The following is a 26,206-nucleotide window of genomic DNA, read 5'->3' as shown; positions in this document are numbered from 1 at the left end:
AACAAAAGAAACACCAGAAGTGCCCCCTATGCATTGCTGCAAAAAGGTCCTGTTGCCTCAGGACCCAACAGTGCGCCAAACACAACCCCACACCAACCACGCCCCAGCCACGTTCCACACAACCCACACCCCCAAAAAGGGACACAGACCGCCGTACTAGCACCAGGACACAACCAGTCAAGGCCATGCCAAAAAAATTTGATTCGTTGATATTCCACCCATGAGCACCCACCGCAGAACAGACGCCTGCGCAATGGGCAACACTGACAACCACCACCACACCCATGCAGGCACAGCAAGCAGTTGTTAGCAGCTCCTTAGAAAGGAGGTGATCCAGCCGCACCTTCCGGTACGGCTACCTTGTTACGACTTAGTCCCAATCGCCGGTCCCACCTTCGACGGCTCCCCCCACAAGGGTTAGGCCACCGGCTTCGGGTGTTACCAACTTTCGTGACTTGACGGGCGGTGTGTACAAGGCCCGGGAACGTATTCACCGCAGCGTTGCTGATCTGCGATTACTAGCGACTCCGACTTCATGGGGTCGAGTTGCAGACCCCAATCCGAACTGAGACCGGCTTTTTGGGATTAGCTCCACCTCACAGTATCGCAACCCTTTGTACCGGCCATTGTAGCATGCGTGAAGCCCAAGACATAAGGGGCATGATGATTTGACGTCGTCCCCACCTTCCTCCGAGTTGACCCCGGCAGTCTCCTATGAGTCCCCGCCATCACGCGCTGGCAACATAGAACGAGGGTTGCGCTCGTTGCGGGACTTAACCCAACATCTCACGACACGAGCTGACGACAACCATGCACCACCTGTAAACCGACCGCAAGCGGGGCACCTGTTTCCAGGTCTTTCCGGTTCATGTCAAGCCTTGGTAAGGTTCTTCGCGTTGCATCGAATTAATCCGCATGCTCCGCCGCTTGTGCGGGCCCCCGTCAATTCCTTTGAGTTTTAGCCTTGCGGCCGTACTCCCCAGGCGGGGCACTTAATGCGTTAGCTACGGCGCGGAAAACGTGGAATGTCCCCCACACCTAGTGCCCAACGTTTACGGCATGGACTACCAGGGTATCTAATCCTGTTCGCTCCCCATGCTTTCGCTCCTCAGCGTCAGTTACAGCCCAGAGACCTGCCTTCGCCATCGGTGTTCCTCCTGATATCTGCGCATTTCACCGCTACACCAGGAATTCCAGTCTCCCCTACTGCACTCTAGTCTGCCCGTACCCACTGCAGAACCGGAGTTGAGCCCCGGTCTTTCACAGCAGACGCGACAAACCGCCTACGAGCTCTTTACGCCCAATAATTCCGGATAACGCTTGCGCCCTACGTATTACCGCGGCTGCTGGCACGTAGTTAGCCGGCGCTTCTTCTGCAGGTACCGTCACTTACGCTTCTTCCCTACTGAAAGAGGTTTACAACCCGAAGGCCGTCATCCCTCACGCGGCGTCGCTGCATCAGGCTTGCGCCCATTGTGCAATATTCCCCACTGCTGCCTCCCGTAGGAGTCTGGGCCGTGTCTCAGTCCCAGTGTGGCCGGTCACCCTCTCAGGCCGGCTACCCGTCGTCGCCTTGGTAGGCCATTACCCCACCAACAAGCTGATAGGCCGCGAGTCCATCCAAAACCACAAAAGCTTTCCACCACCACCACATGCGTGGAATGGTCGTATCCGGTATTAGACCCAGTTTCCCAGGCTTATCCCAGAGTCAAGGGCAGGTTACTCACGTGTTACTCACCCGTTCGCCACTAATCCCCCAGCAAGCTGGGATCATCGTTCGACTTGCATGTGTTAAGCACGCCGCCAGCGTTCATCCTGAGCCAGGATCAAACTCTCCGTTGAAGTAAAACAAATCAAACAGACACAACCACACCCACCGGAAATAACGGTAAACGCGGCTGCACAAAATTCGAAACCAGCTGAAAACCAGACCACCACACACGGGGGTGCGCAATGATCCAGCCATAATTTCAACCAATCAAAAAAACAATCGGTATCAACAAACTTGGCACACTATTGAGTTCTCAAACAACAGACCCTCCAAAACATCACCCACAGCACACCACAAAAGCAGCACACCCAACAGGGCCATTGGAAAAGAAGAGTTATTTTTGGCCGCCTACCGAACCGTACACACCTTCCGGCTTTCCGTTTCGCACCCGGCGACTCAGAAAACAATACACGCCCCACACCCCCAACGCAAATCCACCCCTAGCCACGCCCCCAACCACCCACAAAACGCGTGCAACACCGCCGTCGAACTCCCCGAACCGCCGGTGAACCGCGGGCCGGGTCGCGGGCGGCACAGCGCCCAACGGACCCCCGATGACGACGCCCCACTGTGATGGGAGGATGGTGAGCATGGAACTGCACATCACAGGCGATGCAACCGCGGACCAGCTGCTCAGCAACGACGCCTTTGCGTTGTTGACCGGTATGTTGCTGGATCAACAAGTCACGATGGAGTCCGCGTTTGCTGGCCCGGAGAAGATCCGCACCAGGCTGGGCTCCCTCAGCCCTGGGACAATCGCAGAGTACGACCCAGCCGGCTTCGTTGAAGTCTTCAAGGAACGGCCGGCCGTCCATAGGTTCCCAGGCTCCATGGCCGCAAGAGTCCAGGCTCTCGCAGAGACAGTGCATCGTGAATGGGATGGGGACGCAGCTGCTATTTGGACCAGCGGGAACCCTAACGGCCCCGAAGTATTCCGCCGGCTCAAGGCCCTGCCAGGCTTTGGCGAACAAAAAGCAAAGATCTTCCTGGCATTGCTGGGCAAACAATGCGGGCTGCAGGCAGACGGATGGCGGGAAGCCGCCGGCCACTATGGCGAAGAAGGTTCCTACCTCTCCGTCGCTGACATTGTTGACCCGGACTCCCTAAGTAAAGTGCGCGCAAATAAGCAGGCAGCCAAGGCGGCAGCAAAAACTGCGAAACCATCTGGCGCCTAACGCTGAACTCATACCATGCACTTCTTCGTGCTCGCGGCGTAGTTCGGGTCGAACCCATGGCTCGTCCCGCCAAGGGCTGACAGCTCGCAACAGGCACGTGCTTTCGACGGCAAGTGATCCCGGGGCGGGCTGCTCAGCCTTGTTGTTGGTGGGTTAAAGTCGAAGAGCCCCAGCCGGTGGCTGGGGCTCTTCTCAATGTGTGTCCGGCGGTGTCCTACTCTCCCACACCCTCCCGGGTGCAGTACCATCGGCGCTGTGGGTCTTAGCTTCCGGGTTCGGAATGGGACCGGGCGTTTCCCCCACGCTATGACCGCCGTAACTCTGTTACCCGTCCCCCGTGTGCCAGGTGTTGTTCTGGTGTGGGGGTGGGAAATCTTTGGGTTACAACTGTGGTGTTGTGTATTTAGTTGTTGTTGGTTCCTGGTTCGAACGGTTGTTGTTCGGGAACCACATAGTGGACGCGTGCAGTGTGTGTTGTGTGGTGTAAGTTGTTGGCCTATTAGTACCGGTCAGCTTCACGAGTCTTTAGTCCTCGCTTCCACATCCGGCCTATCAACCCAGTGGTCTGGCTGGGGGCCTCTCACACATAATGTGTATGGAAATCTCATCTTGAAGCGAGCTTCCCGCTTAGATGCTTTCAGCGGTTATCCCATCCGAACGTAGCTAATCAGCGATGCACTTGGCAGTACAACTGACACACCAGAGGTTCGTCCGTCCCGGTCCTCTCGTACTAAGGACAGCCCTTCTCAAATTTCCTGCGCGCGCAGCGGATAGGGACCGAACTGTCTCACGACGTTCTAAACCCAGCTCGCGTACCGCTTTAATGGGCGAACAGCCCAACCCTTGGGACCTACTCCAGCCCCAGGATGCGACGAGCCGACATCGAGGTGCCAAACCATGCCGTCGATATGGACTCTTGGGCAAGATCAGCCTGTTATCCCCGAGGTACCTTTTATCCGTTGAGCGACGGCCATTCCACAATGTACCGCCGGATCACTAGTCCCGACTTTCGTCCCTGCTTGAGATGTCTCTCTCACAGTCAAGCTCCCTTGTGCACTTACACTCGACACCTGATTGCCAACCAGGCTGAGGGAACCTTTGGGCGCCTCCGTTACTTTTTAGGAGGCAACCGCCCCAGTTAAACTACCCATCAGGCACTGTCCCTGACCCGGATCACGGGCCGAAGTTAGATGTCCAAAGTGACCAGAGTGGTATTTCAACGATGACTCCACCCGAACTGGCGTCCGGGTTTCAACGTCTCCCACCTATCCTACACAAGCCACTCCGAACACCAATACCAAACTATAGTAAAGGTCTCGGGGTCTTTCCGTCCTGCTGCGCGTAACGAGCATCTTTACTCGTACTGCAATTTCGCCGAGTTTATGGTTGAGACAGCGGGGAAGTCGTTACTCCATTCGTGCAGGTCGGAACTTACCCGACAAGGAATTTCGCTACCTTAGGATGGTTATAGTTACCACCGCCGTTTACTGGGGCTTAAATTCTCAGCTTCGCCCGTAAGGGCTAACCGGTCCTCTTAACCTTCCAGCACCGGGCAGGAGTCAGTCCGTATACATCGTCTTGCGACTTCGCACGGACCTGTGTTTTTAGTAAACAGTCGCTTCCCCCTGGTCTCTGCGGCCCACACCCGCTCACGGAGAGCAAGTCTCCATCACGGGGCAGGCCCCCCTTCTCCCGAAGTTACGGGGGCATTTTGCCGAGTTCCTTAACCATAATTCTCTCGATCGCCTTGGTATTCTCTACCTGATCACCTGTGTCGGTTTGGGGTACGGGCGGCTAAAACCTCGCGTCGATGCTTTTCTTGGCAGCATAGGATCACCGGATCCCCCCGAACGGGGGTCCCATCAGATCTCAGGATCGTGCTCGAAACACACAGGAACGGATTTGCCTATCCCTGACCCTACATCCTTAGACCGGGGCAACCATCGCCCGGCCCGGCTACCTTCCTGCGTCACACCTGTTAATACGCTTACCTCCCGGGATCAGATCCCGCGCTCGGCCAAAACCCACACACCACAAGGGTGATAGGGCAGGCTCCGGGCGGTTAGTATCCCCCGCTTGGCATGGACGGTTTTTCGCCGGTACGGGAATATCAACCCGTTGTCCATCGACTACGCCTGTCGGCCTCGCCTTAGGTCCCGACTTACCCAGGGCAGATTAGCTTGACCCTGGAACCCTTGATCATTCGGCGGACGGGTTTCTCACCCGTCTTTCGCTACTCATGCCTGCATTCTCACTCGTGTAGGCTCCACCGCTGGTTTCCACCGCGACTTCACTGCCCACACGACGCTCCCCTACCACTCCACACCCCTGAACCACGAAGGCTAGGGCAATATGTGAAATCCACAACTTCGGCGGTGTACTTGAGCCCCGCTACATTGTCGGCGCGGAATCACTTGACCAGTGAGCTATTACGCACTCTTTCAAGGATGGCTGCTTCTAAGCCAACCTCCTGGTTGTCTTCGCAACTCCACATCCTTTCCCACTTAGCACACGCTTAGGGGCCTTAGTTGGTGGTCTGGGCTGTTTCCCTCTCGACTATGAAGCTTATCCCCCACAGTCTCACTGCTGCGCTCTGACTTACCGGCATTCGGAGTTTGGCTGACGTCAGTAACCTTGTAGGGCCCATCGGCCATCCAGTAGCTCTACCTCCGGCAAGAAACACGCAACGCTGCACCTAAATGCATTTCGGGGAGAACCAGCTATCACGGAGTTTGATTGGCCTTTCACCCCTACCCACAGCTCATCCCCTCCATTTTCAACTGAAGTGGGTTCGGTCCTCCACGACGTCTTACCGTCGCTTCAACCTGGCCATGGGTAGATCACTCCGCTTCGGGTCTAGATCACGCCACTACACTCGCCCTATTCAGACTCGCTTTCGCTACGGCTACCCCACACGGGTTAACCTCGCGACGTAACACTAACTCGCAGGCTCATTCTTCAAAAGGCACGCCGTCACAGTAACAAGACTGCTCCGACGGATTGTAAGCACACGGTTTCAGGTACTGTTTCACTCCCCTCCCGGGGTACTTTTCACCTTTCCCTCACGGTACTGGTCCGCTATCGGTCATTAGGAAGTATTTAGGCTTATCAGGTGGTCCTGACAGATTCGCACGGGATTTCTCGGGCCCCGTGCTACTTGGGATACTCCCCAGGCCGTGCACAACATTACGGTTACGGGGCTCACACCCTCTCTGGCCGGCCTTTCAAGACCGTTCACCTATGCCTGCACCTCACCTCACTGGTCCGGCAGAACCAGAACGGAAAGTCCCACAACCCCGCCCATGCAACGCCCGCCGGCTATCACACATGAAACGGTTTAGCCTGATCCGCGTTCGCTCGCCACTACTAACGGAATCACTATTGTTTTCTCTTCCTGCGGGTACTGAGATGTTTCACTTCCCCGCGTTCCCCCCACGCACCCTATGTGTTCAGATGCGGGTCACACAATCACCATGACAGCGTTGTGCGGGGTTTCCCCATTCGGACATCCTGGGATCAACGCTCGGTTATCAACTCCCCCAGGCTTATCGCAGATTCCTACGTCCTTCTTCGGCTCCTAATGCCAAGGCATCCACCGTGTGCCCTTAAAAACTTGACCACACAAAGACCGGACTCTCATCCGGTCATGCATCATCTACTCGAGAGAACCACGACCACAAGGGCCAGGTTCATTCATAAGAAATTGCTGTAAGAACACACACACCAAAGCGTGTGTGTTCCAGATGCTCGCGTCCACTATGTAGTTCTCAAACAACAACCCCGTCAACCAGACCACCACCCACCACAACCCCCACCAAAAAAGGGGAGCCATGCACACGAGCGGCCGTACCGGAAGCAGGAACAAAAGAAACACCAGAAGTGCCCCCTATGCATTGCTGCAAAAAGGTCCTGTTGCCTCAGGACCCAACAGTGCGCCAAACACAACCCCACACCAACCACGCCCCAGCCACGTTCCACACAACCCACACCCCCACAAAAGGGACACAGACCGCCGTACTAGCACCAGGACACAACCAGGAAAGGCCATGCCAAAAAAATTTGATTCGTTGATATTCCACCCATGAGCACCCACCGCAGAACAGACGCCTGCGCAATGGGCAACACTGACAACCACCACCACACCCATGCAGGCACAGCAACCAGTTGTTAGCAGCTCCTTAGAAAGGAGGTGATCCAGCCGCACCTTCCGGTACGGCTACCTTGTTACGACTTAGTCCCAATCGCCGGTCCCACCTTCGACGGCTCCCCCCACAAGGGTTAGGCCACCGGCTTCGGGTGTTACCAACTTTCGTGACTTGACGGGCGGTGTGTACAAGGCCCGGGAACGTATTCACCGCAGCGTTGCTGATCTGCGATTACTAGCGACTCCGACTTCATGGGGTCGAGTTGCAGACCCCAATCCGAACTGAGACCGGCTTTTTGGGATTAGCTCCACCTCACAGTATCGCAACCCTTTGTACCGGCCATTGTAGCATGCGTGAAGCCCAAGACATAAGGGGCATGATGATTTGACGTCGTCCCCACCTTCCTCCGAGTTGACCCCGGCAGTCTCCTATGAGTCCCCGCCATCACGCGCTGGCAACATAGAACGAGGGTTGCGCTCGTTGCGGGACTTAACCCAACATCTCACGACACGAGCTGACGACAACCATGCACCACCTGTAAACCGACCGCAAGCGGGGCACCTGTTTCCAGGTCTTTCCGGTTCATGTCAAGCCTTGGTAAGGTTCTTCGCGTTGCATCGAATTAATCCGCATGCTCCGCCGCTTGTGCGGGCCCCCGTCAATTCCTTTGAGTTTTAGCCTTGCGGCCGTACTCCCCAGGCGGGGCACTTAATGCGTTAGCTACGGCGCGGAAAACGTGGAATGTCCCCCACACCTAGTGCCCAACGTTTACGGCATGGACTACCAGGGTATCTAATCCTGTTCGCTCCCCATGCTTTCGCTCCTCAGCGTCAGTTACAGCCCAGAGACCTGCCTTCGCCATCGGTGTTCCTCCTGATATCTGCGCATTTCACCGCTACACCAGGAATTCCAGTCTCCCCTACTGCACTCTAGTCTGCCCGTACCCACTGCAGAACCGGAGTTGAGCCCCGGTCTTTCACAGCAGACGCGACAAACCGCCTACGAGCTCTTTACGCCCAATAATTCCGGATAACGCTTGCGCCCTACGTATTACCGCGGCTGCTGGCACGTAGTTAGCCGGCGCTTCTTCTGCAGGTACCGTCACTTACGCTTCTTCCCTACTGAAAGAGGTTTACAACCCGAAGGCCGTCATCCCTCACGCGGCGTCGCTGCATCAGGCTTGCGCCCATTGTGCAATATTCCCCACTGCTGCCTCCCGTAGGAGTCTGGGCCGTGTCTCAGTCCCAGTGTGGCCGGTCACCCTCTCAGGCCGGCTACCCGTCGTCGCCTTGGTAGGCCATTACCCCACCAACAAGCTGATAGGCCGCGAGTCCATCCAAAACCACAAAAGCTTTCCACCACCACCACATGCGTGGAATGGTCGTATCCGGTATTAGACCCAGTTTCCCAGGCTTATCCCAGAGTCAAGGGCAGGTTACTCACGTGTTACTCACCCGTTCGCCACTAATCCCCCAGCAAGCTGGGATCATCGTTCGACTTGCATGTGTTAAGCACGCCGCCAGCGTTCATCCTGAGCCAGGATCAAACTCTCCGTTGAAGTAAAACAAATCAAACAGACACAACCACACCCACCGGAAATAACGGTAAACGCGGCTGCACAAAATTCGAAACCAGCTGAAAACCAGACCACCACACACGGGGGTGCGCAATGATCCAGCCATAATTTCAACCAATCAAAAAACAATCGGTATCAACAAACTTGGCACACTATTGAGTTCTCAAACAACAGACACTAACCGGCACCACCCAAACCCCACAGGGGCCCGGGATCGCTCCGGAGCAACTTTTCAAACTTACCCGAACCAGCCGCACGAAGCAAACCAGAATCCGGGCCTCCCACACCAACCAGAAGCACACAAAAGCACAACCGGAACCGGTAATTTGAAAGGGAGTCGGTCGCTATCTTTCCGCATCAGCGGCGGCGACTCGAATAACTTTACACGCGCCCAACCCCCACACCAAATCCACCCCAACACCACCCAAAAACCCCGCCAACACAAAGAAAACAACCCCAAACCACCCCCAAAACACCCCCCAACCCCAACAAAAACCTCCCGTGAAGCCCATCACACCCCCACGCCAACCAAACACCAAAACCCAAGCACCGCCGTCGAACACCCACCCAACCCGCAAAACCTGAGAGAGCGACGCCCCCAAACCCGCCGGACGTGAGAGAGCGACGCCCAAAAACAGCAAATAAGTGAGAGAGCGACCGAAGGAGGCCGCGGTCATCCGGCAGCGCGCCTCCAAGGGAGGAACGACCGAGCGCACAGAGGATGACCGCCGCCAACCCCACCCGCCGCTCCAACCCCACCCGCCGCTCCAACCACACTCACCGCTCCAACCACACCCACCGCCACGCACCACCGCCATCGAACCCCACAACCAGCCGCCCGACACCCAACCCTTAAACAACAACGCTCCCCCACCAAAGTGAGAGAGCGTCTGAGGGGCCAAACGGAGGCTTAGTGGCCGCCGTGGCCTCCTGCGCCGCCTTCAGTCTTGCGCATCATGGCGCCAAGGACCACAGCCGCCACCGCGATAACGGTCGCGGCCAGGAATGCCGCCTGCATGCCTGCCACCAAACCGGATGATGCAGAAACCACAGCATAGATGGACACGAGCAGCGCAGTGCCGGCAGCACCCGCAACCTGCTGGGCCGTGCTGATAATCGCTGAACCATGGGAGTAAAGGTGCGGCGGCAGTGGGTTCAGGCCTGTGGTGAAGGCCGGCGTAAAGAGCAGGGCGAGGCCAAGGCTCAGTGTGACGTGCAGGGCAATAACCCAGCCAAGGGAACTTGCCTCATCCAGACGCGAGAACTGCCAGAGAGTCAGGACCATCAGCACCGAGCCTGTGACGGTCAGCGGCAGGGGACCAACTTTGTCGAAGATCCGCCCGATGACCGGACCCAACAAGCCCATGGCCAAACCACCCGGCAGCAGAGCCAGTCCGGTCTCCAAAGGCTGAAGGTGAAGCGTGTTCTGGAGGTACAGCGGCAACAGGATGACGCCGCCGAACAGGGCCATCATGGCGACGACCATCAGCAGCGTGGACACCGTGAACATCCGGAACTTGAAAGCGCGAAGGTCCAGGAGCGGGGCGTCGGACTTCTGGAGCTTGAGCTGCCGGAAGACAAACAGTGCAAGGCAGAGGACGCCTACTACCAGCGCGATGACGGGAACAACGCCAGCCTCGGCTCCACCGATCTGGCTCAAACCGTAAACCAGCCCACCAAAGGCGGGGACGGTAAGGATGACAGAAGGCACGTCCAGTGTGGTCTTCTCCCGTTCGCCCACATTGGTGAGGTACTTGGCGCCGATCGCAAACGCAGCCAGGGCAACCGGCAGCACGAACACGAACATGAAGCGCCAGGAGAAGTGGTCCAGGATGATGCCTGAAACGGTTGGTCCCATGGCGGGTGCCACCGAGATGGCAATGCTGACGTTGCCCATCACGGCACCGCGTTTGGACATCGGCACCAGCGTGAGGATGGTGGTCATCAGCAGCGGCAGCATGACGGCAGTACCACCTGCTTGTACTATGCGAGCCAGCAGCAACACCAGGAATCCCGGTGCCAGTGCGGCCAGCAACGTTCCACCGCTGAACAGTCCCATGGCCAGCATGAAAGCCCCGCGCGTACTCATCCGTTGCAGGATGAAACCCGTGGTGGGGATGACGACTGCCATGGTCAGCATGAAGCCCGTAGCCAGCCACTGCACAGTGGACGCGCTCACCTGGAGGTCCGTCATGAGGCGCTGCAGGGCGACGTTCATGATGGTCTCGTTGAGGATCACCACGAAGGTTGCCACCAACAGCGTGACAATGACCGTTACGGATTCGCGTGACATCTTCCCGGACACTGGGGCCTGGGACCCGGGAGCCTGGGCCGTCGGCACTACCGGGGGCGCCGCCTCGGTGGAGGTGACGGAGCCGGAAGCGCCCGAACTAGGCTTGCCGTTGGCGTCGGACGTGACGTCGGTAGACATGAGGATTCCCCAAGGGTTTGGATTTGGTGTCCGGCGATCTATGCCGGTGAAGACTAGAACAGTCTAAACTCCCATCCAATTCCCGTCAGTAGAAAAATTCCTAACGCTAGGAGAACAAAGGGGCGTTGTCGATGAGCCGCACCGGCCCCACTTTGGCGGCAATGATCGCCAATCCCTCACCGCGGAAGGGAGTCTCCTTGCAGTTCTCTGCGAGCGGCTCCAGTGTAGTGGGATCCACGACGTCGAAATAGTCCAGTTCCACCAGCGGCTGCGATTCAACAAGCGCGACGGCGGAATCGAGGTCAAGCGGTTCGTGCGCGTTCGCGCGGGACTCAATGAGGCGCAAAGCCCGCGACAACACCAGCGCTGCTTCGCGTTCTTCGTCGGACAGGAACCTGTTGCGGCTGGAGAGCGCCAAACCGTCCTCACTGCGAACGATGGGCACGGGCACAATCTCTACCGGGAAGTTCAGGTCCGAGACCATGCGCTTCACCAAAGCCAACTGTTGTGCGTCCTTCTGGCCAAAATAGGCACGGTAGGCCGCCGTCGTGCCGTCAGCCGCAGCACCTCCGGGGAGTCCGTAGTGCAACAGCTTGGCCACAACAGTAAGGGCGCCGTCGAAATGTCCCGGGCGGGAGGCCCCTTCCCACTTTTCACCCAGCGGACCGGATGTCACCCGTACTAAGGGCTGGCCGCCGGGATACACCTCGTCCACGGACGGCGCGAACACCAAGTCCACGCCTTCGGCATCAAGCAAGGCCATGTCAGCGTCGAGGGTGCGCGGGTAGCGGTCAAGGTCCACGGCATCGCCGAACTGCAAAGGGTTCACGAAGATGGTGGCCACCACCACGTCGTTCTCCGCTGCAGCGGTCCGGGCCAGCGCGGCATGGCCCGAATGCAAAGCACCCATGGTGGGTACCAGTCCTTGCGAATTTCCACCTTTGAGAGTCAGGAGCCGGGCACTCTCGGCCCGTAATTCCGCCGCCGTGGTCACGAGTTTGATGGCCATGCTGTTCAGTTTCCTTCCGGTGCCTTGGGTTCGGCGCCCAAGGCCTCGTCAATCTCAATCAGTTGTTCGGGACGCAGCAGCCCGCGGTTTCCCGCCCTGCGCGCAGTCGCCCGGGCCATGGCCCGGTAGGCCTCAAGGACGTCGCCGCCTGCACCGCCGTCGTACTCTTTCAATGCCTGGGCGTGCGCGGAAACGGTACCCACATCCCCTCGCGCAACAGGACCGGTCAGCGCAGATTCGCCGGACGCGAGGGCGTTCTCGAGAGTCGCACGCAGCAGCGGACCAAGCATGGCCTCCGGGGTTTCGACGCCGATCTCCCGCAGCATTTGCGATGCCTGCGCCACCAGCGTGACCATATGGTTCGAGCTATGCGCGAGTGACGCGTGATAGAGCGTGCGATCGGCCTCAGCAATGGCCACGGGTTCCGCGCCCATCTCCACTACCAGTGCCTGGGCGATCGGCAGCATGGCAGCATCCGCCGTGACACCAAACGTGCAATCCATGAGACGGGTTAGGTCCAGGCTCATGCCGGTGAAGGTCATGGCCGGGTGAAGCGCCAGCGGAATCGCACCCGCTGCCCGGACCGGGTTGAGGATTCCGACGCCGAACCGGCCCGACGTATGCGCCACCAGTTGCCCGGGCTGCCACGCTCCGAGCTTGGCCAGTCCTGCGACCAATTCACCCAAGGCGTCGTCAGGGACGGCCAGCAGAACGAGCTCCGAGCGTTCCACGATGTCCTGGATCTCCAGGACCGGAACGCCGGGAAGCAGGTTCTCCGCACGCTCGCGGCTCGCCTCGGATACGGCAGAAACCCCGACGACGGCGTGCTCGGCCGCGCGCAAAGCGGCACCCAACACGGCACCCACCTTGCCGGCGCCGATGATCCCAACGCCGAGTCGTCCTGGCCTAGCCATCGTGGCGGTCCTCCTGTTGCGGTGAAGTCTGGGGTGGTGCGGGCTGGGCGGGTTGGTCCGTAAGTGTGGCCGCGAGCTCCGGGGCTTGCGGTGCCACCTGCGCCAGCCATTGTTCGCTGGTTTGCCGCTTCCGTGCCTCCCGGGCCCGGGCAGCCTGCTGATCGAAAAGCTCCACTGCCTGCTCCACGTCGGCTTGGAGCACCCGCGGGGAAACCGGCCCTGCCGTGGTGTGGAGGACAAGATCGGCCACGCCGAATCGCCTCGCCCACGGGCCCTGGTGCAGTGCCATGGATTGTGTCCGTTGATGCGGAACCACCACAAGCGTGTGCCACCAGCGGCCGGAACGGATCAGCAACGCAGTCTTGGTGGCAAGGAAACCGTTGCGCCGCCAGCCAAGCGGGGCCAACAACCTTGCGCGGCGGGGAGTGGTGGTGAAGCCGTCACTCGTGGCGGTGTTGGGTTGAACCGGCCCAAGCCCATCAAGGCCCGCGGTGAAAACCCGTTCCGGATCCTCAACTCCAGGATCAGGCAACACCAAAGACATCATCCGCAACACCTCCGGCTTCAGTCCGACGGGAAGCAACATTGTTCGGGCGCCATCAGTACTGGCCGCCAGGCCGTAACCCGCCACGTTGACGTGAATCCGGTACCAGCCAAAGATTCTCCACAGGGGCGGCTGCGCCACCATGAGCGCCTGGATCCGCCTAGGCGGAAGAGTCTGCGCCTGCGTATCAAGAAGCCCGTACCGGAGGCGGATGCCGTCCGGGGAAATCGCGGCGGTGAAGTTGTAGCCCTTGTTGAAGGAGCTCCAGTAAGAAGCAGCGATACCCAGGATGCCGGGGATGAGCGCCAGGAAAATAGCGTTGTTGTCAAACAACACAGACGTTGTGACAACAACTGCGGCCCCAAGCAAAATGCCGACAGTCTGCTCGCTGAGCAGCAGGGAACCAATAAGCCGGGACGGCGGCACCGACAACACAACATGCTCCGGAGCTTCCGGGACTTCCGCTGAGGTTTCCGGTCCGCTGACTACACCCGCCGCCCGCGCAAGAATGGTGGCACGCAGCTGCTTAGCTTGGTCCAGCGGGAGGTAAGCGAGCCGCACGGCCGACTCGCCGGCGTCGGCCACTTCAAACTTCAGTTCAGCGAGCCCGAAGATCCGCGCCAAAAGCGGCTGCACAATGTCGATCGCCTGAACGCGATCCAAACGGGCCTGCCGTTGCTGCTTAAACAGGAAGCCGGTGTTGACACGGACATACCCCTCCGCCACTTGGTAGCGCGTGAAGTACCAGCTGAGAATGAACCCGCCAACCGTCAACAGCAACACGACGGCGCCCCCGGCCAGCAGCCACGGCGCCCGGCCGCTGAGGTTCGGATCCACGAAATCCCGGCCCTGCAGCATTCGCTCGAAAGCGTCACGACCAAAGAAGAACCCGACGGCGGCAAGCGCCACCCAGCCGCGAACGAACGGTGACGCAGGGTGGACGCGGTTCCAGTCGCCGTCGACCGTTGTTTCCGGCTTGCCCGGCAGGCTCTCAGTGGCGTTGTTTTCCAGGCTCACAGCCCGGCCAACCTGGCTTCTCCGCGGGCCGAAAGCTGCTCGCGCAAGCGTGCCCCTTCTACTGCCGGAAGCCCAGGCAACTGCGCATTGGTTCCCGCAGAGGCCGTGTGAAGTTTGAGCGTGCACAACCCCAGGCTGCGTTCAACGGGCCCAACCGCAACGTCCACATATTGCATCCGGCCGTAAGGGACCACCATGGTTCGCTGGAAGAAAATACCGCGGCGGATAAGGAGGTCATCGTCGCGCTCGGCGTACCCGATTGCGCGAACTTGGCGCGGAATCAGCACCAGCCTCCACAAGGCCAACACCAGCACCACTGCGGGAACCGTGATCGCCAGCCACAGAGGCGGCCACCGCCACCAGCCGAGCAACACGAAAACGAGAGGCAGGCTGAGGATTGCCAGCATCACAACGTTGCCGATAGCCCACTCCACTAAGCGAACGGTGACGTACTTTGGGGATACCCGCAGCCACTGGACGCCGGGAGGATCAATCGCCTCGGTATGCATACTCGCCTTCACCTTTAGTTTCGCCTCGACGGGTTTCCGGTCCGGCGGTCCCACCTTCCAGGTCCTCCGGCGGGATGCGGCAGAACCGCTCCACCACCAGACCAACCACAACCATCACTACGCCGCCGCCGCCCATCAAAAGGGCATTCCACAGAATTCCCTCGCCGCCACGCAAGCCACCAATACGGAGAAGGTCCGTGGCGATTCCCGCATGCCAACCCAGGAGCAGAGTCCCCGCGTAGGCGCAGGCTTGAGCCAGAATCAGCGTCCTGGCCGCGAGGATCGGATCAAGCAGGTTTTTCTTCTTGCCGTTGCGCCAACGCAATACTCTGATACCCATGACCAGCGTCAGCCCGGCGATGACCGCCATGGTGATGAGCGCGGAAACGGGCAGCACAGGGGTAGGCATGCTGAAACGGTTGGTAGCCACCGTAGCCAACCAACCAATCACGGCAGCGATCACAGCGATGAGCATCAGAACCACGGGGCGCATTGCTTTCATGGCTGCTCCACTGCTCCGGCGGCCGGCACACCGGCTACGTCACCAAAACCGTCGAAGCGCCGAATGTCCGGCATGTCGGCGGCGACGGCGGCCAGTTCAGCCACGCTCCTGCCATTCAGTGTGGCGTGCGGATCCAGCAGGGACCACGGGTACAGCACGAAAGCGCGCTCCGCTGCCCGCGGATGCGGAATCGTCAGAACGGGGTCCTCGCTGGCGACGTCACCGAATACGATCACGTCCACATCCAGGGTCCTGGGACCCCATCGCACCTCGCGGGTACGGTGATGCTTCTGTTCCACTGCATGGCAGTGCTTCAAGAGTTCCAGGGGTGTCAGCGTGGTCTCCACCGCCATGACCATGTTCAGGAAATCAGGCTGGCCCTCCGGACCACCGACGGCCTTGGTCTGCACCACCGGCGAGACACCCAACAGGCGCACCTCCGGCGGATCCACCAGATCCGCGACGGCAGTGGACAAGGTGTCGTTACGCTCCCCCAGATTGCTGCCAAGGGCCAGGATGGCCTTGGTATAGCCGGACGTCATGATCGCTCCCGGTGGACGCTAACAGTAACGTCGCCGAACGGTACCTCGATGGGCGCCTTGGGCTTGTGAACCGTGACATCAACGGCGGCAACACTGTAGTTCTCGAGGATGCCCTCGGCAATCCTCACAGCCAGGCCCTCTATGAGGTTCAAAGGCTCTCCCTCAATGTGCTTGGTAATCAGCTCAGCCACTTCGCCGTAGTGGGCTGTGTACTGCAGATCATCCGTCTCAGCTGCCTTGGTGAAGTCCGTGTACAGCACGGCGTCCACCACAAAAGGCTGGCCGTCACGGCGTTCGAAATCGAACACCCCGTGATAACCGACGGCGGTGACGCCGGTCAGCGTGATCCTGTCCACAGCGGTATCCAATCAGCGGGAAATGCGGGCGGCGACCTTGACGGCGTCAAGGCTCGGGCCGACGTCGTGAACCCGGACAGCCCAAGCACCCTTCGTGGCGCTCAAAGCGGTGATGGCAGCGGTAGCCGCATCGCGTTCCAAGGGTGCAGCCGACTTTCCAGCCACTGTGAGAAGCGAACCGAGGAAGCGCTTACGGGAAGCAGCAACCATCACCTTGTGGCCCAGCGAGAAAAGCTGATCCAGGTTCCGGAGGATTTCCCAGTTCTGCTCTTCATTCTTGGAGAAACCGACGCCGGGATCGATGATGATCTGCTCCGGCGCAACACCCGCGGCGTACAGCTTGTCGCGGACGCCGCTGAGCTCAGCCACCACGTCCTCCGTCACGTTCTTGTAGTCCGTGAGGCTGTCCATGGTCAGGGCGTCGCCCCGGCGGTGCGTCAGGATGTACGGAACCTTGGTCCGGGCCACGAGCTCGGGCATGTCCGGTTCAATGGTCAAGCCGGAGACATCATTGATGATGGCCGCACCCGCCTCAATGGCAGCAGCCGCGGTGGACGTGTGCATGGTGTCAATGCTGACCAGCGCACCGGCCTTGACCAGCGCCTGGATCACGGGAATGACGCGGCGCTGTTCTTCTTCAGGGGAAACCGGTTCAGCACCCGAGCGGGTGGATTCGCCACCGACGTCGATGATGTCCGCACCTGCATAAAACATGCGCAGGCCGAGCGCGATGGCAGTGTCCGGCGTCCGGTGAGTACCGCCGTCGCTGAAGGAATCCGGGGTGACGTTGAGGATTCCCATAACGAGCGTGCGGTCCGTTGGCAGGTCCTCGAACCTGGCCGCGGGGCGCGGTTTACGGAGAATCGGCAACGGGCTTGTGGCCGGGCCGGTTCCGGGTGCTGCAGCGAGGGAGTCCATAGTGCTTTACCTTCCGAGTATGAGGCTCATGGCCTCGGCGCGGGTGGCCGGGTCATGGAGTTGACCGCGCACCGCACTGGTGACGGTCTTTGCGCCGGGCTTGCGAATGCCGCGCATGGACATGCACATGTGTTCACATTCGACGACGACAATCGCGCCGCGCGGGTTGAGGTGCTTCACCAGCGCCTCGACGATCTGCGTAGTGAGGCGTTCCTGCACCTGAGGCCGCCGCGCATAAATATCCACCAGTCGTGCCAACTTGCTCAGGCCGGTCACTTTGCCGTCATGCGACGGAATATAACCAACATGCGCCACTCCGTGGAACGGCACCAAGTGATGCTCGCACGTGGAGTAGAAGGGAATGTCCTTCACCAGGACAAGCTCTTCATGGTCCAGGTCAAACGTGGTGGAAAGGACATCCGCAGGGTGCTGGTGCAGGCCTGCGAAGACCTCGGCGTAAGCCTTGGCTACGCGCTTAGGCGTGTCCAAGAGTCCTCCGCGGTCAGGGTCTTCACCAATAGCCAGCAGGATCTCACGGACAGCCGCTTCAATGCGCGGACGGTCCACTTTGTGTCCGTGCTTGGAGCCCGCGGCGGAACCGTGGGCGGCGGCGAGGTCGTCGTCGTCGTCGAAATGAGTCACAGCAGAAGCTTAGCCGTGATGCGGGTGGTCGTTGCCGCCGTCGGGCTGCGGGGCCTGGAACGACTCCTGGCTGCTGACTCCCTGGGCATGCGGTGCCACGACGTCCAAAGGCTCATCCAATCGGGCCTGCTTGGCCTCTTCCTGGGCTTCGCGTTCAGCCTTCTCGGCGCGGCTCTCCACCGGAGGAATCGACTGCACCGGACGGGACTCCTTGGACAGCCAGATCTCGCGGAAATCGCGCTTCCGGATGTCGTGGAAGATGTCAGCGATTTCCTGCTGGTTCAGGGTTTCGCGCTCCAGCAACTCCAAGGCCAACCGGTCCAGGACGTCGCGGTTCTCCGTGAGGATGGCGTAAGCCTCGTCGTGTGCCTGGTCGATCAAGCGACGCACTTCCTCGTCCACAACATAGGCGATCTGGTCGGAGAAGTTACGCTCTTGTGCCGCGTCGCGGCCCAGGAACGGCTCACCGCCGCCCTGGCCCAGCTTCACGGCACCCACGCGTTCGCTCATACCGTACTGGGTGACCATCTTCCGGGCCGTGGCGGTGGCCTTTTCGATGTCGTTGGATGCACCTGTTGAGGGGTCGTGGAACACGATTTCCTCAGCGACACGGCCGCCCATGGCGTAGGCCATCTGGTCCAGCAACTCGTTGCGGGTGACCGAGTACTTGTCATCCTCAGGTATCACCATGGTGTACCCGAGAGCACGGCCACGGGGAAGGATGGTGATCTTGGTGACCGGAGCGGAATTACGCAGTGCGGCAGCAACAAGAGCGTGGCCGCCTTCGTGGTACGCAGTGATCTTGCGCTCTAGTTCCTTCATGACCCGGCTGCGCTTCTGCGGGCCCGCCATGACGCGGTCGATTGCCTCGTCCAGCGCGCGGTCGTCAATCAGGTTGGCGTTTGAACGCGCCGTCAGCAGGGCAGCCTCGTTCAGCACGTTGGCAAGATCGGCGCCGGTGTAGCCCGGGGTCTTCTTGGCCACGGCCTTGAGGTCGATGCCCTGTGCCATGGGCTTGCCCTTGGCGTGGACGTTAAGGATCTGTTCGCGGCCGATCATGTCCGGGGCTTCCACGGTGATCTGCCGATCGAAACGGCCCGGGCGCAGGAGCGCAGGGTCCAGGACGTCGGGGCGGTTGGTGGCAGCGATAAGGATGACGTTGGTCTTGACGTCGAAGCCGTCCATCTCAACGAGGAGCTGGTTCAAGGTCTGCTCGCGCTCATCGTTGCCGCCGCCAATGCCGGCACCGCGGTGACGTCCAACGGCGTCGATTTCGTCAACGAAGATGATGGCCGGGGAGCTCGCTTTTGCCTGTTCGAAAAGGTCGCGAACACGCGAAGCACCAACGCCGACGAACATTTCAACGAAGTCCGAGCCGGAGATGGAGAAGAAGGGAACGCCGGCCTCGCCAGCTACAGCGCGGGCCAGCAGCGTCTTACCAGTACCCGGAGGGCCGTAGAGCAGCACACCCTTGGGGATCTTTGCACCCACGGCCTGGAACTTGGCCGGTTCCTGGAGGAACTCCTTGATTTCCTGGAGCTCTTCCACGGCTTCGTCCGCACCCGCGACGTCAGAGAAGGTCACCTGCGGCATGTCCTTATTGACCAACTTGGCCTTGGACTTGCCGAACTGCATCACCTTGGAGCCGCCGCCCTGCATGCGGGAAAGCAGGAACCAGAACAGGACGCCCAGCAGCAGCACAGGGATGAGCAGGGAGAACAGGCCGGAGAACCAATTGTTCTCCACAGGCTGGTCCGTGAAGCCCTTGTCCGGGTTGGCGTTGGTGACAGCCTTAACCACATCCGGACCGCGATCTGTGACGTAGAAGAACTGAACGTTCTTGCCCTTGTCTTGGCCGTCCAGGTTCAGGTTGTCCTTGAGCACCAGGTCAACGCGGTTCTCGGCGTCGAAAATCTTGGCCTGCTCAACCTTCCCGCTTTGGGAAAGGAGTTCGAGGCCTTCCTTGGTGTCAATGCGCGTGGAACCGCCCGGAGCCAGCGTTGCGAATGCCACCAGGAGCAAGCCAACGACGACAACAATCCAGATGCCCGGGCCCTTGAAGAAACTCTTAGCTTTCATCTGATCGGGGTTTTGCCCCGTCCCTCCTGGTAGTGCTGCGAGGCGCAACTTCTGCGCGCGAGTGGTGCTGCTTCAGTTTCTAGCTATACACCGTTCCCAGTAACTCACGCATCGGAAAGTCCAAAAGTTCCCTCTGGGCGTACACAGGATACTCGCGTTGGGTGCGCTGGAACAGGGGTTATGCACTCTCGCTGGGTGCGGGTGCGGCGTCGCCTTGCTGCGTACTCGCTCACGCCATCCGCACCCCTTCCGCATCCGGCTCCCACCACCACGCCGCCCGCGCACCCGTTCACGCCATCCGCACCCGTAACCCGGTATTTATCAAGCTGTGTGTGACAGCTGTTGGTTGGGTTTGTTGATCCAGACGTTGCTGGGGGTGGGTTTGACGCGCGGCCTGCGGGCGTAGCGTTTGGGGTTCTGGTTGTGGTGGGTATCGAGTATTTCTTGTCGGAGTGTTTGGACTGTGGTCCAGTACCCTCGGTGCACGGAGTCCGGGGTGTATCCATTCAGTCCGGAATGGCGGTGGTTTTCGTTGTAGTCGTCGAAAAACTCGCTTACGTAGTTTCGGGCATGGTCGAGTGAATCGAACCGTGCAGGGAAGGCCAGGGAGTACTTGACGGTCTTGAATAGCGATTCGATGAATGGGTTGTCATTTGAAGTCCGGGGCCGTGAGTGCGAAGGACTGATCCCGAGCATTCGCAGAACGTCATAGGTTGGCCGTGCCCGCATGGCGGCGCCGTTATCAGAATGCATGATCTCCGGTGCACGCCAGTTATCGACCACGCAGTGCTCCATGAGTTCCGCGGCCTGGACCGAGGACTCCTGTTGTTCGACCCGATGGCCAACGACTCGGCGGGAGAAGACATCCATGACCGTGTAAAGCTTCAGACGTTGTTTCCCGGGGCCGTGGAGGTCGGTGATGTCCCAGCACCAGAGTTGGTTAGGCCCGGTTGCTTCCAGGACCGGCTTGGACCTCTTGGTTCCGGTGCCAGCGGGGTGCTGCGGGCGTCTGTCACCATTCTGGCCGGCCCGCTTCACGATCCTGTGTGTGGACGACATTGAGGCATAGTATTCACCGTTATCCAGCAGTCGATACCAGGCTTGGGTGATGGAGAGGTCTTCGTAGTCCTTGGAGTTCAGCCTGTCTAAGAGTTGCTCGCAGACTTCGGGTTCGATCCGGTTTGGGTATGCCCTTTCCGTGTGCGGGATCCGGTTTCCGCGGCACGCTTCCGGTTTCAGGGACCGGTACCAGAACATGTGGGACACTCCGGCCACACTGCAGGCAGCCCGGACAGACCACTTCGCGGCGATCAGCAAGGACACTATTCCGAGGACGATTCCTCGTCGTGTTTGTCCTCCAGCCAATCCGGTCGTCCCGGATTCTTCTCTTCCAAGTGGGGATCCGTCGCTGCCGCGCTCCTGGCCAAGGCCTCCAGAAGCGCGGACGCTTTTCCCAGGATGTCAACGGCTGCCTCTGACTTCTCCAGTTTGGCTTTGAGCTTTTCGTTCTCTTTGCGCAGCCGGTTCAACTCGTCACGGTCTCGGGCATTCATCCACCGCTTCCCTTCTGTTTCCACGGGACCGGCTCCCTCCGGAGGAGGCACCATACGACCCTGTTCGCGGGCGGCAGCCCAGTCCCGCATGGTTCTGGGCTGAACACCGACCGCCCTGCAGAACGCCGCCTTGGCACCTCTATCAAGGCACCTGTCGTACTCAACGAGCAACTGCCATTTCTGGGCTCGCGAGAAGCGGTGGTTCCGCGATGGGCGTTGAGGAACTTCAAACATGGCCTATCCATTCCCCGCTCCACGCATCACACACAACTGCAAACACTATGTAACAGCCGAGCCTGACACATGGGGAACCTCTGGAGCGAACGGCGGAAAAGGGTGCGCACTTGTTGAAGAACAGGCGCGCCCGGCGGAAGAGGGTGCCGGCTTGGGAGGAGCTTGCGAACAACTGGGCCCCGTTGGTGTGCGCCATTTTGGGTCTCGTCCGAGTGGTCTCGATGCCGTTTTCCACATAGCTCGGCTTTCCACATACCTCGGACGGGTGCTTTCGCCTTCGCAGAAGAACAGGAAGCGTGGAACCTATGGTCATTCCGGAACTCATACTTGCTTCAGATGCGACACGCATTGGACAGGACGCGCGCCAGCTCGCGAAGCAGGCCCTCCTCTGGGGCCTCGGCGTAGTGGGAGTGCCGCGGAGCTTATGCACCGTCACAGGCGACCCCCGGGGTGGCAGGTCAAAGCACGGAATTAGGAGAAGCCTGGGACCTCTCGACACTGGGGTAACCCAACTGGGCGGCTTCAAAGTCACAGACAAGGTCCGCACCACAGTGGAGCTGGCAGCTGCCCTGAACTTTGCCGAAGCCTTGGCCCTCGTGGACTCCAGCCGCCGAAACCAAAGGTGGGGCGACGCCTTTACGGCCGACGATTGGAACAAGGACAAGGCATGGGGTCCGCCGGCGCCAGTGGACGAACTGGTTGAAGCTGTCTCCGCTCTCACCAGCGTCTCAAGGCAGCGACGTGCCCAATCGATTCTGGATCTCTCCTCGGAAAAGCCCGAATCGGTGGGGGAATCCATGAGTCGAGCCCAAATGATCTTGCTCAACTTCCCCATGCCTAGCCTTCAGGGCTCTTTTACGCTGGGGAACGGGCGAACCGCCAGAACCGATTTCTGGTGGCCCGAACTCGGTCTTGTGGGGGAATTCGATGGGCACGGAAAATATTTGAGACACAAGTTACGGGGAAACCAGACCATCCAGCAGGCAATCATGGCAGAGAAGGCCCGCGAAAATGGGCTGCGGGCATTAGGCCTCACTGTGGTTCGCTGGGACTGGTCCGAGATGATGAACCCGCGAGCATTCGCACGCATTCTGAACGACGGCGGCCTGCGCTCCCTGCGGGCGGCCTGAGAGTCCGGTTGAATCAGGCCGCGACCGGGAGCACCAGCAAGTATCCAGTGGGCAGGTCTGAGCTCCAGCGCCGGGGCTCACGGACCACGAACTGTGTGGCAAGCTGCTCCGGAGTAAGCAGACTATTGGGCTCCGGAGAAGGGCCCCACTGCCCACTGCCATGGGGATAGAGCGGATCCAAGACACGAATCCCCGTCACTTGGAACTCCGCGAATTGCGTGGGATCACCCATGGACTCAAAGCCACTCATTACCCAGGCATGCCGACCGCTCCACATGACGAGCCCTACAGGCCGCCCGGTTTCGGCTATTGCACGCGCCGCCGTCTGCAGCGTGTCCTCGTAGGTGGCAATGCTGACCACCGCATATGGGCCCATTCCAACCTCGGTCAAGACCTGAGCCCAGCCCCGCGGGTTGGCCCCGTTGAATGAATTCGATGACCGTGCACGGGCCATCTCCCACAGCTCGCTTTGCTGTGCGGAGGTTGCCCACGTTCCGCCGCCGGTGTCATCGACGAGGTTGTGTGCCATTTGGATGCTCGCCGCAACACACCAGTCAAAGGTGTACTGCGGGACAAAGTCCCCCTCTTGGTAGAGGTTCAAAGCGAAAGCCTGAGGAACAGCGGGCGGCGGTGGCGGCGGTGCGGGTTGCGGTGCCACAGGGGTCTGTGTGGCGCCCGCTGACGGGACCGCCTGGAGGTCACCCGTAGTCGGCATGGCGGAAGAGGACGCGATGGGCTGTCCGGCATCGGTCTCAGTGAGATCGACCGCAGGAGTGCAGGCCGTGAGAAGAGTCGCCATGACGGCGAGCCACGTCAAGAGACGGGCGGGAGCACCGGTCATGGTCCAGTTTAGCGCGAGGAGCCGTTGCGGCGTCAGGCTTCGGGTCCCCTATGACCGCACCCGCGCCCGCCGGGCGCACCCCTTAAGCGCCAACGCCGCACCCACACCCGCCAAACGCACCAGAAGTTCGGTATTTATCAAGCTGTGTGTGACAGCTGTTGGTTGGGTTTGTTGATCCAGACGTTGCTGGGGGTGGGTTTGACGCGCGGCCTGCGGGCGTAGCGTTTGGGGTTCTGGTTGTGGTGGGTATCGAGTATTTCTTGTCGGAGTGTTTGGACTGTGGTCCAGTACCCTCGGTGCACGGAGTCCGGGGTGTATCCATTCAGTCCGGAATGGCGGTGGTTTTCGTTGTAGTCGTCGAAAAACTCGCTTACGTAGTTTCGGGCATGGTCGAGTGAATCGAACCGTGCAGGGAAGGCCAGGGAGTACTTGACGGTCTTGAATAGCGATTCGATGAATGGGTTGTCATTTGAAGTCCGGGGCCGTGAGTGCGAAGGACTGATCCCGAGCATTCGCAGAACGTCATAGGTTGGCCGTGCCCGCATGGCGGCGCCGTTATCAGAATGCATGATCTCCGGTGCACGCCAGTTATCGACCACGCAGTGCTCCATGAGTTCCGCGGCCTGGACCGAGGACTCCTGTTGTTCGACCCGATGGCCAACGACTCGGCGGGAGAAGACATCCATGACCGTGTAAAGCTTCAGACGTTGTTTCCCGGGGCCGTGGAGGTCGGTGATGTCCCAGCACCAGAGTTGGTTAGGCCCGGTTGCTTCCAGGACCGGCTTGGACCTCTTGGTTCCGGTGCCAGCGGGGTGCTGCGGGCGTCTGTCACCATTCTGGCCGGCCCGCTTCACGATCCTGTGTGTGGACGACATTGAGGCATAGTATTCACCGTTATCCAGCAGTCGATACCAGGCTTGGGTGATGGAGAGGTCTTCGTAGTCCTTGGAGTTCAGCCTGTCTAAGAGTTGCTCGCAGACTTCGGGTTCGATCCGGTTTGGGTATGCCCTTTCCGTGTGCGGGATCCGGTTTCCGCGGCACGCTTCCGGTTTCAGGGACCGGTACCAGAACATGTGGGACACTCCGGCCACACTGCAGGCAGCCCGGACAGACCACTTCGCGGCGATCAGCAAGGACACTATTCCGAGGACGATTCCTCGTCGTGTTTGTCCTCCAGCCAATCCGGTCGTCCCGGATTCTTCTCTTCCAAGTGGGGATCCGTCGCTGCCGCGCTCCTGGCCAAGGCCTCCAGAAGCGCGGACGCTTTTCCCAGGATGTCAACGGCTGCCTCTGACTTCTCCAGTTTGGCTTTGAGCTTTTCGTTCTCTTTGCGCAGCCGGTTCAACTCGTCACGGTCTCGGGCATTCATCCACCGCTTCCCTTCTGTTTCCACGGGACCGGCTCCCTCCGGAGGAGGCACCATACGACCCTGTTCGCGGGCGGCAGCCCAGTCCCGCATGGTTCTGGGCTGAACACCGACCGCCCTGCAGAACGCCGCCTTGGCACCTCTATCAAGGCACCTGTCGTACTCAACGAGCAACTGCCATTTCTGGGCTCGCGAGAAGCGGTGGTTCCGCGATGGGCGTTGAGGAACTTCAAACATGGCCTATCCATTCCCCGCTCCACGCATCACACACAACTGCAAACACTATGTAACAGCCGAGCCTGACACATGGGGAGTTACGGGTGCAGACGGCGGGAAAGGGTGCGGCGGGACAAACAGGACAAACAGAGCCAACGGGCTAAGCGGAAGGGCTTACTCGTAAACGTGCGGGGCCAGGGTGCCCACGAAGTCCAGGTTGCGGTACTTCTCGGCGTAGTCGAGGCCGTAACCTACGACGAATTCGTTGGGGATGTCGTAGCCAACGTACTTGACGTCGATTTCCACCTTGGCGGCGGTCGGCTTGCGGAAAGCTGTGCAGATCTCGACGCTGGCCGTGCCACGGGATTCAAGGTTGGACTTGAGCCAGGACAAGGTCAGGCCGGAGTCAATGATGTCCTCAACAATGAGCACGTCCTTGCCCATCAGGTCGGTGTCAAGGTCCTTGAGAATCCGGACTACACCGGAGGACTGGGTGCCCGAGCCGTAGGACGAGACAGCCATCCAGTCCATGCTGACGTGGCTGTGCAGCGCACGTGCGAGGTCAGCCATGACCATGACAGCACCCTTGAGGACACCGACAATAAGGATGTCGCGGCCTTCGTAGTCTTTGTCGATCTGCGCCGCGAGCTCCGCGATACGCGTTTGGATCTGCTCTTTGGTGTAAAGAACGTGCTTGAGATCTGCCTGGACGTCGTTTGAATCCACCAATGGCTCC

General features: G+C 59.9%; 19 protein-coding genes and 4 rRNA genes. 2 read left to right on the top strand and 21 right to left on the bottom strand.

Annotated elements, in window-relative coordinates:
* Positions 1-321: 321 nt before the first annotated feature.
* A 16S ribosomal RNA gene (locus ACZ5J0_RS00780) occupies positions 322-1,842 on the bottom strand.
* A 510-nt stretch (positions 1,843-2,352) separates the two neighbouring features.
* Here ACZ5J0_RS00780 and ACZ5J0_RS00775 point away from each other — a divergent pair.
* The gene (locus tag ACZ5J0_RS00775; protein ID WP_464093943.1) at positions 2,353-2,946 is read left to right on the top strand and encodes an HhH-GPD-type base excision DNA repair protein; all 594 of its coding nucleotides are present in this window, start codon (positions 2,353-2,355) and stop codon (positions 2,944-2,946) included.
* 201 nt (positions 2,947-3,147) lie between these two features.
* On the opposite strand, the gene rrf is transcribed toward ACZ5J0_RS00775, so the two are convergent.
* From rrf to ACZ5J0_RS00695, 16 genes are all read right to left on the bottom strand, one after another.
* Positions 3,148-3,264, bottom strand: a 5S ribosomal RNA gene (gene rrf, locus ACZ5J0_RS00770).
* Positions 3,265-3,424: 160 nt separating this feature from the next.
* A 23S ribosomal RNA gene (locus ACZ5J0_RS00765) occupies positions 3,425-6,565 on the bottom strand.
* Between the two features lie 563 nt (positions 6,566-7,128).
* A 16S ribosomal RNA gene (locus ACZ5J0_RS00760) occupies positions 7,129-8,649 on the bottom strand.
* Together the 16S, 23S and 5S rRNA genes form the textbook arrangement of a ribosomal RNA operon.
* A 928-nt stretch (positions 8,650-9,577) precedes the next feature.
* Entirely contained in the window at positions 9,578-11,098 is a 1,521-nt protein-coding gene (locus ACZ5J0_RS00755) for a DHA2 family efflux MFS transporter permease subunit (RefSeq protein ID WP_464093942.1), read from the bottom strand.
* Positions 11,099-11,204: 106 nt separating this feature from the next.
* Entirely contained in the window at positions 11,205-12,107 is a 903-nt protein-coding gene (gene panC, locus ACZ5J0_RS00750) for a pantoate--beta-alanine ligase (protein ID WP_166842700.1), read from the bottom strand.
* Positions 12,108-12,112: 5 nt separating this feature from the next.
* Positions 12,113-13,021, bottom strand: a complete 909-nt coding sequence (locus tag ACZ5J0_RS00745) for a Rossmann-like and DUF2520 domain-containing protein (protein ID WP_223941415.1) — start codon at positions 13,019-13,021, stop codon at positions 12,113-12,115.
* Positions 13,014-14,582 (bottom strand): PH domain-containing protein, encoded by a 1,569-nt coding sequence (locus ACZ5J0_RS00740; RefSeq protein ID WP_464093941.1) that lies wholly within the window; start codon positions 14,580-14,582, stop codon positions 13,014-13,016. The genes ACZ5J0_RS00745 and ACZ5J0_RS00740 overlap by 8 nt, the downstream gene beginning before the upstream one ends.
* Positions 14,579-15,091, bottom strand: a complete 513-nt coding sequence (locus ACZ5J0_RS00735) for a PH domain-containing protein (protein WP_464093940.1) — start codon at positions 15,089-15,091, stop codon at positions 14,579-14,581. Before ACZ5J0_RS00735 ends, ACZ5J0_RS00740 begins: the two co-directional genes overlap by 4 nt.
* Positions 15,072-15,593, bottom strand: a complete 522-nt coding sequence (locus tag ACZ5J0_RS00730; protein WP_142937185.1) for a DUF3180 domain-containing protein — start codon at positions 15,591-15,593, stop codon at positions 15,072-15,074. Before ACZ5J0_RS00730 ends, ACZ5J0_RS00735 begins: the two co-directional genes overlap by 20 nt.
* Entirely contained in the window at positions 15,590-16,135 is a 546-nt protein-coding gene (gene folK / locus ACZ5J0_RS00725; RefSeq protein WP_142937186.1) for a 2-amino-4-hydroxy-6-hydroxymethyldihydropteridine diphosphokinase, read from the bottom strand. The genes ACZ5J0_RS00730 and folK overlap by 4 nt, the downstream gene beginning before the upstream one ends.
* Positions 16,132-16,491 (bottom strand): dihydroneopterin aldolase, encoded by a 360-nt coding sequence (gene folB, locus ACZ5J0_RS00720; RefSeq protein ID WP_142937187.1) that lies wholly within the window; start codon positions 16,489-16,491, stop codon positions 16,132-16,134. Before folB ends, folK begins: the two co-directional genes overlap by 4 nt.
* A 12-nt stretch (positions 16,492-16,503) precedes the next feature.
* Positions 16,504-17,409 carry a dihydropteroate synthase gene (gene folP, locus ACZ5J0_RS00715; RefSeq protein ID WP_464093939.1) on the bottom strand — a complete coding sequence of 302 codons (906 nt, stop codon included), beginning with the start codon at positions 17,407-17,409 and terminating at the stop codon, positions 16,504-16,506.
* Between the two features lie 6 nt (positions 17,410-17,415).
* Positions 17,416-18,051 carry a GTP cyclohydrolase I FolE gene (gene folE / locus ACZ5J0_RS00710; RefSeq protein ID WP_026005412.1) on the bottom strand — a complete coding sequence of 212 codons (636 nt, stop codon included), beginning with the start codon at positions 18,049-18,051 and terminating at the stop codon, positions 17,416-17,418.
* A 9-nt stretch (positions 18,052-18,060) separates the two neighbouring features.
* Entirely contained in the window at positions 18,061-20,130 is a 2,070-nt protein-coding gene (ftsH, locus tag ACZ5J0_RS00705) for an ATP-dependent zinc metalloprotease FtsH (RefSeq protein ID WP_062072454.1), read from the bottom strand.
* Between the two features lie 321 nt (positions 20,131-20,451).
* Positions 20,452-21,453: an IS3 family transposase gene (locus ACZ5J0_RS00700; protein WP_464093937.1), complete on the bottom strand. Its 1,002-nt coding sequence runs from the start codon at positions 21,451-21,453 to the stop codon at positions 20,452-20,454.
* A complete protein-coding gene (locus tag ACZ5J0_RS00695) occupies positions 21,453-21,917 on the bottom strand; it encodes a transposase (RefSeq protein WP_464093936.1) in 465 nt (154 codons plus the stop codon). Before ACZ5J0_RS00695 ends, ACZ5J0_RS00700 begins: the two co-directional genes overlap by 1 nt.
* A gap of 305 nt (positions 21,918-22,222) precedes the next feature.
* Between ACZ5J0_RS00695 and ACZ5J0_RS00690 the strand changes: the two genes are divergently transcribed.
* The gene (locus tag ACZ5J0_RS00690; protein WP_464093938.1) at positions 22,223-23,047 is read left to right on the top strand and encodes a hypothetical protein; all 825 of its coding nucleotides are present in this window, start codon (positions 22,223-22,225) and stop codon (positions 23,045-23,047) included.
* Between the two features lie 13 nt (positions 23,048-23,060).
* Here the strand turns inward: ACZ5J0_RS00690 and ACZ5J0_RS00685 are convergent, their stop codons facing one another.
* The 4 genes from ACZ5J0_RS00685 to hpt all read right to left on the bottom strand — a co-directional run bounded on the left by ACZ5J0_RS00685 (position 23,061) and on the right by hpt (position 26,196).
* Complete coding sequence (locus tag ACZ5J0_RS00685) at positions 23,061-23,888, bottom strand: hypothetical protein (protein ID WP_250820434.1); 828 nt, start codon at positions 23,886-23,888, stop codon at positions 23,061-23,063.
* 137 nt (positions 23,889-24,025) lie between these two features.
* Entirely contained in the window at positions 24,026-25,027 is a 1,002-nt protein-coding gene (locus ACZ5J0_RS00680) for an IS3 family transposase (protein ID WP_464093937.1), read from the bottom strand.
* Entirely contained in the window at positions 25,027-25,491 is a 465-nt protein-coding gene (locus tag ACZ5J0_RS00675; RefSeq protein ID WP_464093936.1) for a transposase, read from the bottom strand. Before ACZ5J0_RS00675 ends, ACZ5J0_RS00680 begins: the two co-directional genes overlap by 1 nt.
* 153 nt (positions 25,492-25,644) lie before the next feature.
* Positions 25,645-26,196: a hypoxanthine phosphoribosyltransferase gene (hpt, locus tag ACZ5J0_RS00670; protein ID WP_011772910.1), complete on the bottom strand. Its 552-nt coding sequence runs from the start codon at positions 26,194-26,196 to the stop codon at positions 25,645-25,647.
* Positions 26,197-26,206: the final 10 nt, after the last annotated feature.

Source organism: Arthrobacter sp. DualSoilB13 (assembly GCF_055389195.1).
Note: the sequence above shows the minus strand (reverse complement) of the source record. Positions and strands in the feature narration are given on the sequence as shown.